The following is an 18540-nucleotide window of genomic DNA, read 5'->3' as shown; positions in this document are numbered from 1 at the left end:
GCCGCCCGCCAGCGCGCAAAGCGTGCTCCGCGGGGCCGTCGCCGCCGAGTACCGGCTTGCCCGTGCTATGCGTGGTTTCCTACGATGGGAACCCGAACCTATTACCCCCTCTTGCTCGCGCTCATCGCGCCGGCCGCGTGCGGCGGCGAGAGCGACCCCCCGGCGCCGATCGAGCGGCAGCTCGAGGTCGTCGTGCGCACCGACGCGGCGAGCGAAGCGCAGTGTCCTCACGGCGGCTCCGTCGTGCACGCTGGCCTCGATCGCAACGAGAACGGCGCGCTCGACGAGGACGAGATCGCCGAATCGACCCTGCAGTGCCAGGACGAGGACGTCGCGCCGGACGACGACACGCCCGACGATCCGCCGGAGACGCTGGTCCGCGTCGACGACGAGCCGGCCGGCGAGGCGTGCGCCGACGGCGGCGCGGCCGTCCGGTCGGGCCCCGACGAGAACGGCAACGGTGTCCTCGACGAGGAGGAGGTCGCGGCGACGGAGTACATCTGCGACGACGCGCTGCTGACACGGATGGTGGCCGAGCCGCCGGGCGAGCGCTGCGCGTCCGACGGCATCGCCTTCCAGGTCGGGCGCGATACGGACGGCGACGGGGAGCTGGGCGACGCCGAGGTCGAGTGGACCGAGGTCGAGTGCAGCGACGTGATCCAGCGCGACGTCACGGTGGCGTCGGCGGAAGATCTCGCGCTCCTCGCCGACATCCGGGCGATTCACGGCGCGCTGTCGATCCGCGACACCTCGCTCGCCTCGGTCGAGCTGCCGGCGCTCGCGCATGTCGGCGGGCACCTTACGGTGTCGGGCAACTCCGCGCTCGCGAGCCTCTCGCTCCCCGCGCTCGCGGCCGTGGGGGGGAGGCTGGACGTGCACGATAACGCCGAGCTAGCCCGCATGGAGCTGACCGGGCTGGTGCAGACCGGCGGCGAGCTCCACCTGAGCGAGAACCCCGCGCTGGCCGCCATCGGCCTCGCGGCGCTGCGCAAGGTGGACGACGAGATCGTGGTGCGCGGCAACGCGGCCCTCGAGGAGATCGAGCTCCACATGTTCGACAGGCTCGATGACGTGGTCATCGCAGGAAACGCGAGCTTGACCGACGTGGTCGTCCGGGTGTCGCCGCTCCGCGATCTCTCCACGCAAGCGGGCCGGGTGACCCTCCTCGACAACCCGAAGCTCGCGAGCGCGGAGCTCGAGGCCGATAGCTTTCACGGCATCAACGTGGTCCGCAACGCATCGCTGCAGAAGATCACCATCGAGAGCGACCGGATCATCGGGGACGTGAACGTGCAGGAAGCGCCCGCGCTCGACGTTGCGTGGCTCCTCACCACCGCCGATAGCTTCGCAGACCACCTGGAGATCGGCGGCACCCTCTACGTGGCGGCTCCCCTCAGCTCGCTGTGGTTCGGCATCGAGCAGAGCGGGCTCGTCGCGGGGGGGCTCGTGCTCGAGGGGACACGGATCGAGCGGTTCGAGCGCAGCGTGGCCCACGTGCGCGGTAACGTCACGTTCCGTCGCAACTCGAACCTCGGCTATTTCGAGGTGGAGCAGGTGGACGGGGGCCTGACGCTCGACGACAACGACGCGCTGGGGAACTTCTCAGTCCGCGACGACGGGAACTTGGGCGGGGATGTGTACGTCGTCGGCAACGACCGGCTCCAGCACATGGCGGGTCTGCAGCAGACGCACAGCGTGGGAGGCGATCTGACCATCTCCGGCAACGCGTCCCTGATCCGCCCCGCGATGTTCGGGCTCGAGCACGTGGGCGGTAACGTGTCCATCGGCAGTAACCCGGCGCTGGAGCATCTCGACCTGGGGACGCTCCGCAGGATCGAGGGCACGCTCACGGTGTTCGGTACGGCGATGTCTGTCTGGAGCGGGCTCGACGCGCTGCAGTCGATCGGGGGAACGGCGACCATCAGCGGCAACCCCGATCTCGAGACCATCGACCTGCTCGCGCTTCAGAGCGTCCGAGGCTTCTTCGCCATTCGTGAGAACGGCCAGCTCCGGCGGGTGGGCCTGGACGCCCTGAGCCGCGCCGACCTCGACATCACGGCAAACCCGTCGCTGCCGGCGTGCGTGGTCGACGCGCTCTTCGCGAGGGTCACCGGCAGCCACCGCCAGGAGGGGAACGGCGAGCGCTGCCCGTGACGCCGCTCTGTAGTACCAGAGGCGGGCGAGAACCGCTCTACTGCGCCTTTCAGGCGGGTTTAACCCGTTTATCGCTCTAGGGGGTCGCCGGGCGCCCTCTCGCGCCGCAGGCGGCTGACTAGCACGAAGAACAGCGGCGCGAAGAAGATGCTGAACAGCGTCGCGGTGAGCATGCCGCCGAACACGCCCGTCCCGATGGCGTGCTGCGTGGCCGAGCCCGCGTTCCGCGCGAACACGAGCGGCATCACGCCCAGGATGAACGCCAGCGACGTCATCAGGATCGGCCGGAAGCGCAGGCGCGCCGCCTCGATCGCCGCGTCCCGCACGCTCTTGCCCTGCTCGCGCAGGCTCTTCGCGAACTCGATGATCAGGATCGCGTTCTTCGCCGACAGCCCCATGATGGTGATGAGCCCGACCTTGAAGAACACGTCGTTCGGCAGCCCGCGCACCGTCATGGCCAGCACCGCGCCCAGCACCCCGAGCGGCACCACGAGGATCACCGAGAGCGGGATCGCGAAGCTCTCGTAGAGCGCCGCCAGCACCAGGAACACCACGACCAGCGACAGCGCGAGCAGCGCCGGCGCCTCGGCCCCCGACAGCCGCTCCTGGTACGACTGCCCTGTCCACTCCACCCCGAACCCCGGCGGCAGCTGCGCGGCCAGGCGCTCCATCTCCGACATCGCCTCGCCGCTGCTCCGCCCGGGCGCCGGCGCGCCGCTGATCCCGGTGGCCGGAAACCCGTTGAAGCGCGCGAGCTGGAGCGGGCCGCGCTCCCACGCCGCCGTCGCGAACGCGGAGAGCGGCACCATCTGACCGGCGCCGTTGGGCACGGACAGCCGCAGCACGTCCTCGATCTGCATCCGGCTCGCCTCGTTCGCCTGCACGATCACCTGCTGGAGCCGACCCTGGTTGGGGAAATCGTTCACGTAGGTCGGGCTCAACGCGGTCGACAGCACCCCGGCCGCGCTCTCGAAGCTCACGCCGAGCGCGCTCGCCTTCTGGCGGTCGATCCGCAGCCGGATCTGCGCGGCGTCGGGCTGCGCCTCGGCGCGCACCTGCGCGAGGACGGGGCTCCCCGCGGCGAGCTCGATCAGCCGCTGCTGCGCCGCCACGAGCGCCGCGTTCCCGCGCCCGCCCCGGTCCTGCAGCTTCAGGCTGAAGCCGGAGGTGCTGCTGAGCTCCATGATCGGCGGCGGCACCAGGCTGTACACAACGCCGTCGCGGATCTGGCCGAGCTTCTCGTTCGCCAGCGCGGCCTCGGCCTGGGCCGTCGCGCCGTCCGGGCGCTCGCCCCAGTCCTTCATCGTCAGGAAGATCATCGCCACGTTCTGCCCCGAGCCCGAGAAGCCGAAGCCCGGGAAGGACGCCACGCTGCTGATGGCGGGGCGGCCGAGGTAGTGCGCCTCCACCTGCTCGACCGCCCTCAGCGTGCGGTGCTGCGTGGCCTCGGGCGGGAGCTGCACGTCGACGATCACGAGCCCCTGATCCTCCTCCGGCAAGAAGGCGGTCGGCAGCCGGACGTAGAGCAGGCCGAGCGTCGCGACGAGGATCGTGAACCCGAGGAGCAGCCGGCGGCGCCTGTCGAGCGAGCCCGCGACCCAGCGCCGGTACCCGGAGGTGAGCCGCTCGAAGCCGGCGTTGAACCAGCCGAGCGGGCCGCGGCGCCGCGCGTGGCCGGCGGGGACGGGCCTCAGCAAGACCACGCAGAGCGCCGGCGTGAGCGTCAGCGCGAGGAACGCCGAGAACAGGATCGAGACCGCCATCGACATCGAGAACTGCCGGTAGATCGCGCCCACCGAGCCCGACGCGAACGCCATCGGCACGAACACCGCCGAGAGCACGAGCGTGATGCCGACGACGGCGCCCGAGATCTCCGCCATCGCCTTGCGCGTCGCCTCGCGCGGGGACAGCCCCTCCTCGGCCATCAGCCGCTCGACGTTCTCGACCACGACGATCGCGTCGTCGACGATGATGCCGATCGCGAGCACCATGCCGAACAGGCTCAGCATGTTGATCGACGCGCCCGCGAGGAGCATCACCGCGCACGTGCCGAGCAGCGCGAGCGGCACCACGATCGCCGGGATGAGCGTGTAGCGGATGTTCTGCAGGAACAGGAACATCACCACGAACACGAGCACCATGGCCTCGACCAGGGTCTCGAGCACCTTGTGCACCGAGGTCCTGACGAAGGGCGCGGTGTCGTAAGGCACGCTGTAGGTCACGTTGGGCGGCAGGCCCCGCGAGAGCTCCTCCATGCGGGCGCGCACGAGGTCGGAGGTCTTCATCGCGTTCGCGCCGTTCGCGAGCTGGATGCCGATCGCCGCGTCGGGCTTGCCGTTGCTCCGTGACGACGACGCCATGTTCTGCGCGCCGATCTCGATCGTCGCGACGTCGCGGAGGAGCACGCGCGACCCGTCGGGCTTCGCGCGGAGGACGATCGCCCCGAAATCCTCGGGCGTCGTGAGCTGCCCCTCGGCGATGAGCGTGGCGCTGATCTGCTGCGTCGGCGGGCTCGGCAGGTCGCCGATGCGGCCCGACGCGAACTGGACGTTCTGCGCGGCGATGGCGGCCGACACGTCGGCGGGCGAGAGCGCGAGCGCCGCGAGCTTGGTCGGATCGATCCAGATCCGCATGGCGCGCTCGCTGGTCCAGAGCTGCACGCGGCCGACGCCCGGGACGCGCTTGATATCGTCGATGATGGAGCGGGCGAGCATGTCGCCGAGCGCGGTGGGGCTCAGGCTGCCGTCGCGCGACGACAGGCTGACGATCATCAGGAAGCTCGACGTCGAGGCCTCGACGAACAGGCCGGATTGCCGCACGGACGCGGGGAGGCGGGGCTCGACCGCCTTGAGCCGGTTCTGGACGTCGATCTGCGCGAGATCGGGATCGGTGCCGGGCAGGAAGGTGGCGGTGATCTGGGCCCCGCCGGAGGCGTCGCTCGACGACTGGAAGTAGAGCAGGCGCTTGGCGCTGCTCAGCTCGCGCTCGATGAGGCTGACGACGCTCTGGTCGAGCGTCTCCGGCGTCGCGCCGGGGTAGCTCGCATAGATGGAGACGGTCGGCGGCGCGACCGACGGGTACTGCGTCACGGGGAGCCGCGGCAGCGCGATCACCCCGAGGAGCGCGATGAACATCGCGATGACGACCGCGAAGACGGGCCGGTCGATGAAGAAGCGCGACATGCTGGCCTCGATCTGCTCCGCGCGCGTCAGCGCGCCGCCGGCGCCGCGGGCGCGGGCGCGGCGGCCGAGGCCGCGGGCGTGAAGGGGACGGCGCGGACCTCGGCGCCCGGGGCGACCTTCTGGTGGCCCTCGACCACGACCTTGTCGCCGGCGCTCAGGCCGGAGGTGATGATGTAGCGGTCGCGATCGACGCCGCCCGTCTCGACCTGGCGCACGGCCGTCTTGCCGTCGGGCTGGACGACGAGGACCGTCGCGTTGCCGCCGCCGTCGCGGCCGACCGCCTGCTGCGGCACCGTGAGGGCCGCCTGATCGACGCGCTTGGCGAGCTTCACGCGCACGAACATGCCGGGCAAGAGCAGGCGGCTCGGGTTCGGGAAGCGCGCGCGCAGCGTCACCTCGCCGGTGCCGGGGTCGACGCTGATGTCCGAGAAGAGCAGCTCGCCCTTCTCGGGGTACTCGACGCCATCGTCGAGCACGAGGAGCGCGGCGTGCTCGCCGGCCGCGCCCTGGGGCGCGGCGTCCAGCGCGGCGCGGCGCAGGCGCGTGAGCTGCGAGGCGGGCTGCTTGATGTCGACGTAGACCGCGTCGATCTGCTGGATGACGGCGAGCGGCGTCGCCTCGGCCTGGCCGACGAGCGCGCCTTCGGTGACGAGCGCGCCGCCGATCCTGCCGCTGATCGGGGCGGTCACGGTCGCGTAGCCGAGGTTCAGGCGGGCCAGCGAGAGCGCCGAGCGCGCCTGGGCGATCTCGGCGTGGGCCATGGCCTGGGCGGCCAGCGCGTCGTCGTACGCCTCGCGGCTGACGAGCCCCTCCTGCACGAGCGCGGTGGCGCGCTTCGCGCGCGCCTCCGCCTGGCCGAGGCTGGCCTGCCCCTTGGCGAGGGCGGCGGCGGCGCTGTCGACGGCGGCCTTGAGGGGCGCGGGGTCGATCACGAAGAGCGTCTGCCCCTCCTTGACCTCGCTCCCCTCGGTGAAGCTGCGCTTCAGGACGACGCCCGCGACGCGCGCGCGCACCTCCGCCAGGCGGAGGGGGGCGACGCGGCCGGGGAGCTCGTCGCGGAGGGTGACGGGCTCCATCTGGACCTCGATGACGCCGACCTCGGGCGGGGGCGGCGTCGGCGGGGTGTCGGCCGCGGCGCGGCACGCGCCGAGGCCGAGGAGGAGGGCGGCCGGGAGGAGCCCGCCGAGCTTGCGGAGGTCGGTCATACGTCGATTTGGCCTGGATCGAGGGAGGGTCCCCGGAGGAGGCCGTCCGTTGGTTCCGCCTTGGCGTAGTGCATGGGAGGGGGTCTTTCAACCTCCGGGGCCGCGGACGCCGCCCGCGGAGGTGTCGGCGCTTCTGGCCGAGGAGGCCCCGCTTGCGCTGAAGATCGACGCTTGGATGGCGGAGGGGGAGGTCCGCGAGGCGGAGATCGCGACGGTGGAGGAGGTGTAGAGGACGTCGGTCCGGCCTTCGTTGCGGCCCTGTCTTCAATCCTCTTCTCGCCGCTTCAGTCGGCCGCTGGGCCCGCCGACTCCGTCATGAACCCGCAGGACCGCACCAGGCAGCCCTCTTGTTCTCTCTCGCAACCTCTCGTGCAGTCCTGGACAGAGGCGTCCAGTTTGGGCCCGTTCGGCATGCAGCCGCTGAGGCACTTCTCGAACCCATTTTTGCACAAGTGCATGCACATCTCTTCCGAGGGGGCGTTCCGGATGCACTTTCCACGCGCACAGACTTCGCCCCCACCGCAGCGCGTCGCGCAGTCGCCACAGTGGTTGCGGTCCGTCGAGCGGTTCGACTCGCACCCGTCGTTCATGGTCCCGTTGCAGCTCTGGAAGCCGGCGTTGCAGCTGTAGCCGCACTCCCCGCCGTCACAGGTCGCCGTCGCGTTGGCGCGCGGCGAACAGCAGCGCTTGCCGCAGAGAAGCTGACCGTCCGGGCAAGGGGACACGCACGCGCCGCGCACGCACGTCCCCGCGCCGCAATCCCTGCCCGACACTCCGGCGCACCCGCCGCAGTTCCTCGGGTCGGTCGTCACGTCGACGCACTGGTCCCCGCATCTCGTCCTGCCCGCGGCGCACACGAGCCGGCACTCGCGTTCCACACACGAGAGCCCGGCAGGGCAGCCGTTCCCGCAACTGCCGCAGTTCTCCGCGGTCGTGATGTTCGTGCACCCGACGCCGGAGCACCACGCCTCGTCGGCTCTGCACGGCGGCGGGCAGTCCGGGTGGCGCTTCGCGGGGTCGAGCAGGCGCGCGATCGCGTCGTCGCCGGTGCCGGGCAGGACGCCGGAGGAGTGCTGGCACCGGAGGAGATCGCCGTCCTGCAGAGGAACGGGCGAGGCCGGCCCGTCGCTGACCGTGAGCGAGCTCGGATCGAGCTCGCGCCGCTCGCCCGCCTCGGCCTGGGGGAGCTTCGTGACAAGGTCCAGCGTCGTCCCGCTCGTCCGCGCCAGGAAGGCGTCCTCGAGCGCCGCGTCGAGGCGCTGCTCCACCGCCTCGACCGCGCGCACCGGGCCGATCACGGGGCGGATCTTGAACGCCACGAGGGGACGCCCGGGCGCCCGCGCGAGCCCGTACGTCGCCTCGGGCGCGATCACGACGTCGTAGAAGCGGTCGAAGGCGCAGAGGGCCATGCGCAGGTCCTCCGCGTCGACGACGAGGTTCGCCCGGCCATCCATCGAGAGCGGACGCGGGGAGAAGGCGCCGGCCGCCGCTGCAACGGCCGTGAAGAGCCACGCCGCCCCGAGCACGGAGGCCGCCGCGGCGCCCGACAGCGCGAAGCGCGGCGGCCAGAGGCTCCGGAGGCCGCGGCGGGCGATGAGGCGCAGGAGGTCCGCGCGGGGCCCCCCGACCCTCCGCCGCACGTCGCGCTCCCTGTCCAGCCGGCCCTCGAGCTCCGGCCCGATCGGCCCGGCGAGGAGCCTCGCGAGCGCCGCGCGCGCGTCCCTCCGCGCGCGCCGGTCGCCCGCGTCGAGGTCCTGAAGCGCCACGTCCTGCTGCCAGCGCAGGTGAGCCGCCGAATCCTTGTCGCCCGGCTCGGCCCGGAGGAGCGCGTCGCGGAGGAACCGCCGCACCGCTGCCTCGGGGAAGCGGCCGCTCCGGCGGGCCTCTCGCAGCGATCCGGCGAGCGCGCGCCGCTCTGGCGCCGTCTCGCGGCCCTCGACGATCGGCGCGACGGCGAGCAGGATCGACCCCGGCGTGTGCGGCAAGAAGCGCCGGCGCAGCGCCTCCGCGAGCTCGAACGAGGGCCGCGGCGCGAGCGCGAGCATCGCGCGCAGCAGGTGAAGGTCGACGAGGTCGAGGGGCGGGCGCTCGGCGCGCGGCGCGAAGGCCGGCGCGGCGGCGTGGGAGCGCAGCGCCGCGAGCCGCCGCGCGGCGCCGAGCACGCCGTGCTCGTCGAGCGGGAAGGCCGCGACCGCCGCGGCCGGCGACGCGAGCCCGCGAGGCCACAGGTCCGGATCCTCGATCGGCGTGAGGAGCACGCTCGCCGGCCAGGGCTGGAGCGCGACGCGCAGCGCCTCGCGGGGATCGGAGAGCGCCGCGGCCACGGCCTCCCCGGTGCCGAGCAGGATCATCGGCTGCCCGCCGAGCCGCGGCGCGAGCGCGCCGAGGGGGACGGCGCGCGCGCCGGGGCGGACGGCGACGCGCGTGGGGTCGCCCGCGAACCACAGCCGCGTCACGTCGGCGCCCGAGCGCTCGAGCGCCTCGACGAACGCCTCCAGGGCGGCGCGGAAGGGGCGGCTCGCGGCGCTCGTGTCCACGAGCACCACGGCGCGCGTCCGGCCGAGCCGCGTCCGCCGCACGAGGGTGGGGAAGAGCCCGGCGCGCGCGGTCGCGTCGACGGTGCGCGCCACGTCGATCTCCGGCGACAGCAGGGCTTCGCGGAGCGACCGCTCGAGCGTCACGCTCATCCGATCGAGCGCGGCCCGCGCGCCCCGATCGGGGATGGGCGCGAGGTCGTACCAGCGCGGCCCGGAGCGCTCGACGAAGGCCTCGGTGAGGGTGCCTCGCCGCCGCGCGAGCAGGCGCCTCCGCCCGCGCACCACGCCGGCCACGCCGAGCGAGAGCAGCGTGCCCGAGAGGAGCACGAGAGAGGGCAGGTACCAGCGCTGGATGCTCGCCTCTTCCGGCCGGCACGCCGTGACGTCGCCCCCGCCGGCGCCGCTCGCGCTGCTCGTGCTGCTCGCGCTGCTCGCGCTGCCGTCCGCCGTGCTCGCGCCGCTCGCCCCGCCGCTGCCCGTGTCGCCAGGCCCCCGATCAGGTGATCCAGGGGAGATCCAGAGCGCGGCGCTGGTCACGAGCGCGACCGTCGCGAGGAGCGCGCCGAGCTGGCGACGGCGCGGGCGGATCCAGCGCAGGAGCGCAGCCCACGCGCTCGAGCGCGCCTCCGGCGCCATGGGCGGCGTGGGCGGCGGCGTGGGCGGCGGCGCGGGCGGCGGTTCTTCCTCCGGGAAGACGCGGTCGAACGCCTCCTCGACGAGCTCCACCTCGGCGCGGCTGCGGGCGAGCAGGCTGGCCACCGCCGTGCGCAGCTCCTCGCGCGAGGCGCCGTCGTAACGGCTCAAGAACCGCGCGAAGGCGAGCCGCTCCCGGGGCCCGACGGCGACGCCGGAGCGCTTCACCTCGTCGAGCAGGTCGTCGAACGGGAAGCGGTCTTCGCCCGTCATCGGGTCGCCGATCCGGCGCTCTCCGCGTCGCCCGTCGCGCCGAGCACGCGCCTGAAATCCTCGTCCAGCTTGAGGAGCACGCCCGGGTAGAGCTCGGCCAGGCGCCGCGCCAGCACGTCGGCCTCCGTCACCTTCGCGCGGAGGAGCACCTTGACCCACGCGAGCAGCTCGCCGGTCGCCGGCCGCTTCTCGATGTCCGACGCGCGGACCTCGCGGAAGCGCTTCAGCACCGCCGCGAGGAGGCCGTCGGAGATCTGCGCGGCGGCGTATTTCGACCGCACGATCGCGCCGAGCTCCTTGTCGCTCGGGAACTCGATGTGATGAAAGACGCACCGCCGGAGGAACGCGTGCGGCAGCGGCTGCTCGCGGTTGCTCGTGACGATCACGAACGGCCGCGCGCCGTCCTTGCCCTCGATCGTCTCGCCGGTCTCGTGCACCGGGAACCTGAGCCGTCCCTCGAGCACGCCCAGCAGATCGTTGGGGAAGTCGCGCGGCGCCTTGTCGATCTCGTCGATGAGCACGACGCGCGGCGCGAGCGAGCGGATCGCCTCGCCGAGCGCCTCATAACGCACGTAATTCGCCGGGGAGCTGGCGAGCTCGCTCTTGACCTGGGCGTCGTGGAGGCGGCGCAGGCTGTCGAAGGAGTAGAGGCAATCGCGCGCCTGGTGGTCGCTGCGGGCGACGAAGGTGAGGACCTCGCCCAGGCCGAGGCGCCTCGCGACCGACTCGGCGAGCCTGGTCTTGCCGGTGCCCGGCTCGCCGGTGACGAGCAGCGGCTGCTCGGCCGCGAGCGCCGTATTCACCGCGACCGCGAGCTTCTTGCTGGGGATGTAGTCGTCGCCGTCGAACGGCCCGTCGGGGTACTGGCGGAATTCGTAGTGCTCGTCCATGTCACGTCCTAGCGCTGCGCCGCGTCGGCGGCGGACAGGAGCTCTTGAAGCCCGGCGAAGAAGCGCTGCGTGTCCTTGCTGGCCTCGTGGAGCTCGAGGCCGCGCCGCGTGCCGGCGTCGATCGCCCGCGGGTCGCCTGGATACAGCTCGCGGAAGAACATCTCGATATCGCTCCTCTCGATCCGCTTCAGCTCGTGCCGCATCGCCCGGTGCTCGATCGGCGCGAGCGCGCCGTGGGTCACCCGGTGGGCCGAGAGGGCCCCGATCCAGTCCCAGAGGCTCGGCTTCCACACGATCGGCTGCAGGGTGATGAGGGCGCCCCCGCCGGCGCCCCCGCGTCGATCGACCGCTTGCCGGTAGAGCTCGGGGATCGCCTCGGTGTGATGATCCTTGAGCCACCGCGCGTGGGCCGCGTCCAGCGCCTCCGGGTGCATCGGATAGATGAGGATCAGGCTCCTGTCCTGGGTGAGGCGCGCGATGGCGTCGGGCAGCGCGTCCACCTCGACGTCCTCGCCGAGCTCGAGCGCGAGGACGTCCCGGAGGGCGAGGAGCGCCTTGCGGGCGTCACGCACGTTGAACACGGTGGGGCTCATCGTGAGCACCTCGGCGCCGAGATCGTCCTTGAAGGCGCGGACGCGATCCAGGAAGTACTGATGGCCGTCCTCGGGCGCGCCGCAGAGCAAGAGGGCGTGGGCGCGCGGGTCATTGGCGCTGCGGCTCTGGAGGTCGCTCCAGATGTCGTGGCGATCGAGCCGCAGGTACGCGTTGGCCGCGGGGTGCCGCGGGAGGGCCGAGGCCTTGGGCTTGCAGGCGGCCCGGATGGCCGCGTGGTGCCTCGCCTTGCGCGCGTCCTCGAGCGCGCACTCCACGAGCTTCGGGATCTTCGCCGCGTGGACGCGGGTGACCTCGTCGAAGATGCCTTGTACCGACTGATCGTGGTTGATGCTGAAGAGGTCGATCCCCGCCCGCTCGCAGAGGAGGAGGGCCTCGCGCTTCTGCTCCATGCCGTTGTATGCGGCCGAGAGCGCGCGGACGAGCGCGGCGCGATCGTAGGCCATCGGTACGGGGGCCGGCATCTCGGTTCAGCTCTCTCCGGGGGCGCGATCAGGCCGGGAGCAGGCCGGCCTGGACGAGCCCTTCGCGCACCCGCTCGATGCGGATGCCCTGATTGCGGTACGCCGGCGGCCGCCCGTTCTGCTGGGGGATCTCCACCCAGCGGTGGTGCAGCGCGGCGACCTCCCACCGGTCGTTGAACACGGGAGATCCCGACGAGCCGCCGTCGGTGTCCGTCAGGTACTGCACGACGCTGTCATCGACATACTGCACCTGGTTGCGCGTGAGGCCGATGTGCTTCACCAGGCCGCGCGGGTGCTGGATGATGAAGACCGGGTCGTTCTCCGAAAGCGGCCGTGAAGGGCGCAGGGCGAGCCGCGGGTAGCCCTCGGGCAGCGGCGAGGCGAGGCGCACGGCGGCCCAGTCGTGCTCGGCCGAGCCCACGATCGTCGACGGGTCGCCGGGGACCACGCGCGGCTGCCTGGGCGCGCCGTCCGGCCCCGTCTCGTACGAGAACCACGCGTCCACGCGGGACACCGGCCGTCCGCCGGCGCCGAGGTCGAAGAGCACGTGATGGTTGGTGAGCAGGAGAGGCTCGCCCGGCGCGTCCAGGAGGAAGCCTGTGCCGTAAAACCGCTGCCCTCCGGCGTGGACCTCGAGGCGGGCCACCGCCGGAGACACGCGGAAGGCGCCCGCGAGCTGGCCCATGTCGATGAGGCTGCTCGCGCTGCCGAGGATCCGCTCGACGTCGCCCGAATCAGGGTCGGGCCCGGCGAGGCTGGGCACGCCGGGCGCGCCGGCGGCCGGCGCCTCGACGACGGGCGCCGGCTCCATCAGCTCTTTGATGCGGTCGTGGTACTTCTTGCGATCCCTGTCGGCGAGGACGAGATCCAGCAATGGACGGAGCAGCAAAGCGTCGGACGCCTGTCGCAGGGCGTCCTGCCAGACGTAAATGGGCGCCTGCTCCAGATCGATGTAGCTGGGCTCGAGCCCGGCGCGCTCGAGGATCACGGGGATGTCCTGCTTGCGGCTGTAAGCCTTGGCGAGCAGGCTGCGCAGCTCGACGGCTTCGGGGTGGATGTAATTGAAGTCGTCGAGAAAGTGCGCTGCGCTGGCGGGAGGGCTCACGACCGGGCATCGTCGCGCCCGGTCGGGCGCATTTCAAGGCTTAAGTTGCGCGATCCACGGCGCGCTGTGACGCCAGCCGGCCGCCTCCTTGAAAAGCGATATAGATCAATGGCTTATCCGCGCATCGCCTCGCATCGAAGCGGGCGGCTTCACGGCCCAGAGGCAATGACGTAGGATCGTCTCTGTACCATGACATCAAACGAGATCGGTCGGATCTGTGCCACGTGCTTGAAGGGCGACCAGGAGGCCAGCGCCGCCCTCGCGGAGGCGATCGGCTGGGCGGGCGACGGGCAGATCCTGATCGAGCCGAAGGAGGGAGGCGGCCTGGCGCTCCGCAGGCTCGCGGAGATGGACTTCCATTTCGGCCATGCCTCTCCCGCGTTCGCGACCGACGCGGAGCGGATGTCATGCACGCTGGAGGCGTGCTCCGTGCTCGTCATGAAGGTGGAGGGAGACGCCGAGCAGCGCCTGTTCCCCGGGTGGCTCCAGGTCGCCGCGCCGCCGTCGCGGGCCCTGCTCCTCGTCGCCGAGGGGCTCGGCAGCGAAGCGATCGAGGCGCTCGTCCACGAGCACCGTCGCGGCGCCCGCCGCTGCGCCGTGGTGGCGATCCCTGCCGGTCAGGGCGACGCGCTGCTCGAGCGCGTCGCCGCCTTGACCCGGACGAGCGTGCACACGGAGAGGGCGAAGCGCCTGTTCGAACGGGGGGAGCCTGTCGAGCTCGGGAGCGCGTTTCGGGTCCACGTCGAGCGAGGCCGCACGCTCCTCCAGGTCGACGTGGGCTCCGGCGCCGCTCTCGCCGATGTGCCCCCGCAGCGGGCGGCGTTGCTCCAGGTCGGCGGCGCCACGGAGGTCGAGAGCGCGGCGCGCAGGCGGCGCTTGCAGGACGCCTTGAAGGCCGCGCGGGCTGCGATCGCCGGGGGCGTCCTCCCCGGCGGCGGCGTGGCGTTCGTGAGCGCGCAGGCCGCCCCCGCCGCGGCGCACTACTTCGAATCGACCCGGGAGGCGCGGGGCGCCGGCGCGAGCCAGCCCGAGCCGAGGCGCTCCCGGTTCCTGGAGAGCTTCGACGCCGTCGAGCGAGGCGGCTCAGACCTCTTGGACATCCCCTTCGGCGGCGACGGGCTGCTCTCGGCCCGGCGCCAGCCGGCGCCCGGGGCGAATCCGACGAGCGCGCGCGATTTCGGCGCGGCGCCGCCCCTGCCGCTCCCGGCGGTGCGGCCGGCCGGCGCGTCGCGCCCGGCCGAGGCGTCGTCCCCCTTCGAGGGTTGGTCCCCGGCCGAGGCGCCGCCGCCCGCCGAGGCGGCGGTTCCGCTCGACGCGTCGCCCCCGGCCGAGGCGTCGCCGCCGGTCGACGCGCCGACCGTGCTGCGCCATGTCGATGTCGCGTGCCCACGCCGGATGTGGCTCGGCGCGGAGCGCTTCAGCCTGGTCGTGCGCCTCACGGTGGCTCCGTCCAGCCTCAGCGTCGCCAGCCGCACCGGTCCGGTGCCGCTGAGGCCGTCCGAGCCCGTGCGCGTGCGCCTGAGCGCCCCTTCCTTCGATGTGCTCTCGCCGCTGGAGCAGGAGATCCGCATCCCCGCGAGCGGCGACAGCGATCCGGTCGTGTTCTTCCTCAAGCCCACAGCGCTCGGCGAGCGCGCCCTTCTCCTCGACTTCCTCCAGTCGGGCAACCCCGTCGGGTCCGCCGCCGTCCAGGTGGAGGTCACCGCGATGCCCGGGGCCAGCTCGGACACGGCCCATGTGAGCGGCGCGGTCCGCACCTCGAGCGCCTCGCTCGCCGAGGCTCCCGAGCGGATGCTTTATATCGCCTACGAGCGCTCGCCGGCCGGCGGCGCGCTCACCTTCACGCTGATCCGGAAGGGCGAGGTGGGCAGGACGTTCACGCGCGTCCCGCTCTCCTCCTCGCCCGAGGACTTCACGACGTCGCTGTACCGGGAGCTGAACCTGCTCCGCGCCGGGAAGGATCCCACCGTCGACGCACTCGGCAGGCCGCGGCTCGCCATCGACCGTGAGGACGTGGACATGAAGATCCGCGACATGGGCTTCGAGCTGTGGAAGGCGCTGTTCCCGGAGGACTTCCGTCGAATGTACGCCGCGGAGCGCAAGGCGTGGCGCGACAGCAGCATGATCATCCTGTCGGATGAGCCGTTCATCCCGTGGGAGCTGGTCTGGCCGTACGGGACCGAGCCGGAGCGCTGGCAAGATGAGGAGCCCTGGTGCCTCAGCATGTCGCTGACCCGCTGGCTCCGGCGGAACGAGCAAGGGGGCGGCCACGAGGGCCCGGCGGCGGCGCTCCGCGTGGAGGCGTTCGCGCTGCTCGTGCCGACGGACTCCAACCTCCCCAGCGCGCCGAAGGAGAAGGAGTTCCTCGCCAGGCTCCTGGGCCAGGACAGGAAGCTGCAGGACAGGAGCCCCAAATACGCCACGGCGAAGGAGGTCAAGGCGCTGCTGAAGAACGGCGGCTATGGGCTGATCCACGCGGCGACGCACGGCAACTTCTCGACCAGCGCGCCCGACGCGATCACGGCCCTCTGGCTGGAAGGGGGAGAGCCGCTGAGCCCGCGCGCCATCAACGGCCCCGACATCGAATCGCACCTCGGCGCCGCGCGCCCGGCGTTCGTGTTCAACGCGTGCGAGCTGGGTCAGGGCGCGTGGTCGCTCGTGGGCATCGGCGGGTGGGCGAACCGCCTCATCTCCGCCGGCGCCGGCCTGTTCCTGGCGCCCCTCTGGCTGGTGAGCGACGACCGCGCCTACGCCTTCTGCGAGGCGCTGTACCGCGAGCTGGCGAACGGCGCCCCCGTCGGCAAGGCCGTCCGCGAGGCGCGGCGCGCGGCCAAGAAGGACGGCGATCCCACGCACCTCGCGTACTGCGTCTACGCGCACCCGAACGCGAGGTTCGTCTTCGGCGGCGGCGCATGAAGCGCCCTGCCGCCGACGCGGAGACGTCATCAACCAGGGAGGAAGCGATGAGTGAATCGGAAGCGACCGGTGGTCCGGAGATCGACGAGGAGACCCGCGTCTGCGTGGACGTGTTCCCGCCCGTGGACGACGATCTGGCCCGCTCGGGCGCGGCGCAGGGGGAACGGGCGGAGTCGCTCGATTCCGTATACGCCGTGGACCCGGGCAACCCGGCGCGCATCGCCGTGCTGAAAGGCAAGCGGTGGGCCCCCGGGCAGACGCTGCGCATCGCGTTCATGGGCGGCGAGCGCGAGGTGCAGCGGCGGGTCCGCGAGGTCGCCGAGCTCTGGACCCGGCACGCGAACCTCACGTTCGATTTCGACGATGGCCCGAGCGCCCAGATCCGCATCGCGTTCATGCGCGGCGAGGGCTCGTGGTCCTACATCGGCCGAGATTGCCTGAGCATCCGCCGGGACAAGCCGACGATGAACCTGGGCTGGCTCACTCCGTCGACGCCCGACGAGGAGTGCTCGCGGGTCGTGCTGCACGAGTTCGGACACGCGCTCGGGTGCATCCACGAGCACCAGAACCCCGACGCCGGCATCCCGTGGGACACGGAGGCCGTCTACAGGTACTACATGGGGCCGCCGAACCATTGGAAGCGCGCCGACGTCGACAGCAACCTCTTCCAGAGGTACTCGAGGAACGTCACGCAGTTCTCGACGTTCGATCCGCGCTCGATCATGCTGTACGCGATCCCGAAGGAGCACACGCGCGACCGGATGTCGCGTCCGGGCAACAGCACGCTGTCGGAGACCGACATCGAGTTCATCAAGCAGATGTATCCGCGCGCGACGTGAGCGCGGCACCTCGCGGGATCGCCCAGCGCGCGTCGAGACCACCGTCTTTCGAAGGAATGAGGGACACACCGTGAAGCCATCGCTCCTGCGCGCGCTCGGACATCCGACCGCGTCGACACACGCCCACCCCCGCGCGGCCGAGCAGGTGCTCCCGCCAGAGGACGCCCCGAGAGGGCAAGGCAGCCCGAGATCGGACCGACCACCCGCCAAGGACTACGCGTTCGACGCGAGCGCCGACGCGGACATCGGGCTCGTCGAGCCCGAGCACGTCGCGTGGCTCGAGGAGCGCCTCCGGGACGATCCCGACCCGATCCTGGCCGAGGCGAGGAGCCTGTGGGACGCCAGGCTGACCGAGGGGGAGCTCCGGGGCGCGCTCGACCGGGCGCGGGCGCTCCTGGAGCCGTCGACCACGGCGGAGCCGCTGCTCAGGGCGGCCGCGGCGCCGGTGCAGGCCTTCGGCATGTCCGACGGCCTGCTCAGGGCGGCCGCGGCGCCGGTGCAGGCCTTCGGCATGTCCGACGGCCTGCTCAGGGCGGCCGCGGTGCCCATGCAGCCCGACGGCGTGCTCAGGGCGGCCGCCGCGTCCGTGCAGACCGTCGGCATGCCCGACGGTTTCGGTTTTCTTGGGTACGATTCGACCTGGCTGCCCATCCTCCCGATGGAAGAGAAGTTCGAGACGGTCGCGGACGGCGCCATGTACGCGCTCGCCTTCGTCGCGTCGAAGGCCGCGAACAGCCTCAAACCCAAGGCGCCCTTCCGGTACCACGACGCGTCGAAGGAGCGGTCGTTCGTGTACGACATGCCGGTGGCGAAGACCAGCCTCGCCCTGCTCGCCGACTTCGGCAACGGGCTCCCGCACTCGCGTTACATCGCCAAGCACATCCGGAGGCTCGCGCCCGACCACCTCCTCTACCTGGGCGACGTCTATTACGCCGGCACATCGGCGGAGTTCGCGGCCTTCGTCGCGCCCGAGTTCGAGGACATGCTGGCGCGCACGAACGTGATGATGCTGAGCTCCAACCACGAGATGTTCTCCAAGGCGTACCCGTACTTCAGCTACCTCGACTACCGCATGGGCCTGGGCGCGCCCCAGGTCCAGCAGGGGAGCTATTTCTGCCTGCGCTTCGGGGACGCGTTCCAGATCATCGGGATCGAGACCGATTACTTCGGTCACATGACGTACGCCGACGCCCGGCTCCGCTCGTGGCTCTCGCAGATCCTGCAGGACGGACGTCAGCGCGGGTGTATCAACGTGCTGCTGTCAGCGAACGAGCCGTTCCAGTATGGATCGATGGAACTCACCAGGATGTACGAGCACCTGAAGCCGTACCTGCCGGCCGTGGATCTCTGGATGTGGGGCAACACGCATTACTGTGGTCTCTTCGACATGACCCCGGAGCTGCCCGTCTCGAGCTGCATCGGGCACGGCGGCTATCCCTATCGACTCTCCGAGTACGGGCTCGACAAGGATTTGTACGCCGCGCCGTGCCCCGCGACCCCGCTCTTCCTCGAGTCGCAGTCGCGCTATCATGGGTACAAGCTCCGTCCCGAGATCGGCAACAACGGCTTTTGCATGCTTCACCTCGATCCGGGGCAAGGGCCTTCGACGCGGCGCCTTCGCCTCGAGTACATCGATTGGAGAAGCCGGCTGCGGTACCGCGCCGAGCTCGGCCGGCAGCAGGACGGACGGGTGGCCGTGCTCCACGGCGCCGAGGAGGTCTGAGCGAGCG

The 18540-nt window shown here is 71.8% G+C and carries 11 protein-coding genes; 5 read left to right on the top strand and 6 right to left on the bottom strand.

The features are described 5' to 3' along the window. Positions 1–84: 84 nt before the first annotated feature. Positions 85–2154: a DUF7151 family protein gene (locus WMF26_RS24630; protein ID WP_438002290.1), complete on the top strand. Its 2070-nt coding sequence runs from the start codon at positions 85–87 to the stop codon at positions 2152–2154. A gap of 68 nt (positions 2155–2222) precedes the next feature. On the opposite strand, the gene WMF26_RS24625 is transcribed toward WMF26_RS24630, so the two are convergent. Both WMF26_RS24625 and WMF26_RS24620 read right to left on the bottom strand, forming a co-directional pair. After that, positions 2223–5336: a multidrug efflux RND transporter permease subunit gene (locus WMF26_RS24625; RefSeq protein WP_438002289.1), complete on the bottom strand. Its 3114-nt coding sequence runs from the start codon at positions 5334–5336 to the stop codon at positions 2223–2225. 26 nt (positions 5337–5362) lie between these two features. Continuing rightward, entirely contained in the window at positions 5363–6541 is a 1179-nt protein-coding gene (locus WMF26_RS24620) for an efflux RND transporter periplasmic adaptor subunit (RefSeq protein WP_438002288.1), read from the bottom strand. 49 nt (positions 6542–6590) lie between these two features. Here WMF26_RS24620 and WMF26_RS24615 point away from each other — a divergent pair, with 49 nt between their 5' ends. Continuing rightward, the gene (locus WMF26_RS24615) at positions 6591–6770 is read left to right on the top strand and encodes a hypothetical protein (RefSeq protein WP_438002287.1); all 180 of its coding nucleotides are present in this window, start codon (positions 6591–6593) and stop codon (positions 6768–6770) included. A 55-nt stretch (positions 6771–6825) separates the two neighbouring features. Here the strand turns inward: WMF26_RS24615 and WMF26_RS24610 are convergent, their stop codons facing one another. From WMF26_RS24610 to WMF26_RS24595, 4 genes are read right to left on the bottom strand one after another with little or no spacing between them, the layout of a single operon-like run. Next, positions 6826–9984, bottom strand: coding sequence for a hypothetical protein (locus WMF26_RS24610; RefSeq protein ID WP_438002286.1), 3159 nt, complete (start codon positions 9982–9984; stop codon positions 6826–6828). Beyond that, a complete protein-coding gene (locus WMF26_RS24605) occupies positions 9981–10874 on the bottom strand; it encodes an AAA family ATPase (RefSeq protein ID WP_438002285.1) in 894 nt (297 codons plus the stop codon). The genes WMF26_RS24610 and WMF26_RS24605 overlap by 4 nt, the downstream gene beginning before the upstream one ends. A gap of 8 nt (positions 10875–10882) precedes the next feature. Continuing rightward, positions 10883–11950, bottom strand: coding sequence for a hypothetical protein (locus WMF26_RS24600; protein WP_438002284.1), 1068 nt, complete (start codon positions 11948–11950; stop codon positions 10883–10885). A gap of 28 nt (positions 11951–11978) precedes the next feature. Continuing rightward, entirely contained in the window at positions 11979–13055 is a 1077-nt protein-coding gene (locus tag WMF26_RS24595) for a trypsin-like serine peptidase (RefSeq protein WP_437339431.1), read from the bottom strand. 189 nt (positions 13056–13244) lie between these two features. Here WMF26_RS24595 and WMF26_RS24590 point away from each other — a divergent pair, with 189 nt between their 5' ends. The 3 genes from WMF26_RS24590 (at position 13245) to WMF26_RS24580 (ending at position 18533) form a co-directional block, all read left to right on the top strand. Then, on the top strand, positions 13245–15971 hold the full coding sequence (locus tag WMF26_RS24590; protein WP_438002283.1) for a CHAT domain-containing protein: 2727 nt from the start codon (positions 13245–13247) through the stop codon (positions 15969–15971). A gap of 47 nt (positions 15972–16018) precedes the next feature. After that, positions 16019–16810, top strand: coding sequence for a M12 family metallopeptidase (locus tag WMF26_RS24585; RefSeq protein WP_438002282.1), 792 nt, complete (start codon positions 16019–16021; stop codon positions 16808–16810). Between the two features lie 70 nt (positions 16811–16880). After that, positions 16881–18533, top strand: a complete 1653-nt coding sequence (locus tag WMF26_RS24580; protein WP_437948546.1) for a hypothetical protein — start codon at positions 16881–16883, stop codon at positions 18531–18533. The last annotated feature ends 7 nt before the right edge of the window (positions 18534–18540 follow it).

This window comes from Sorangium sp. So ce185, assembly GCF_051526825.1.
Taxonomy (GTDB): domain Bacteria; phylum Myxococcota_A; class Polyangia; order Polyangiales; family Polyangiaceae; genus Sorangium; species Sorangium cellulosum_D.
This window is presented reverse-complemented; position numbering and strand designations above follow the sequence as displayed.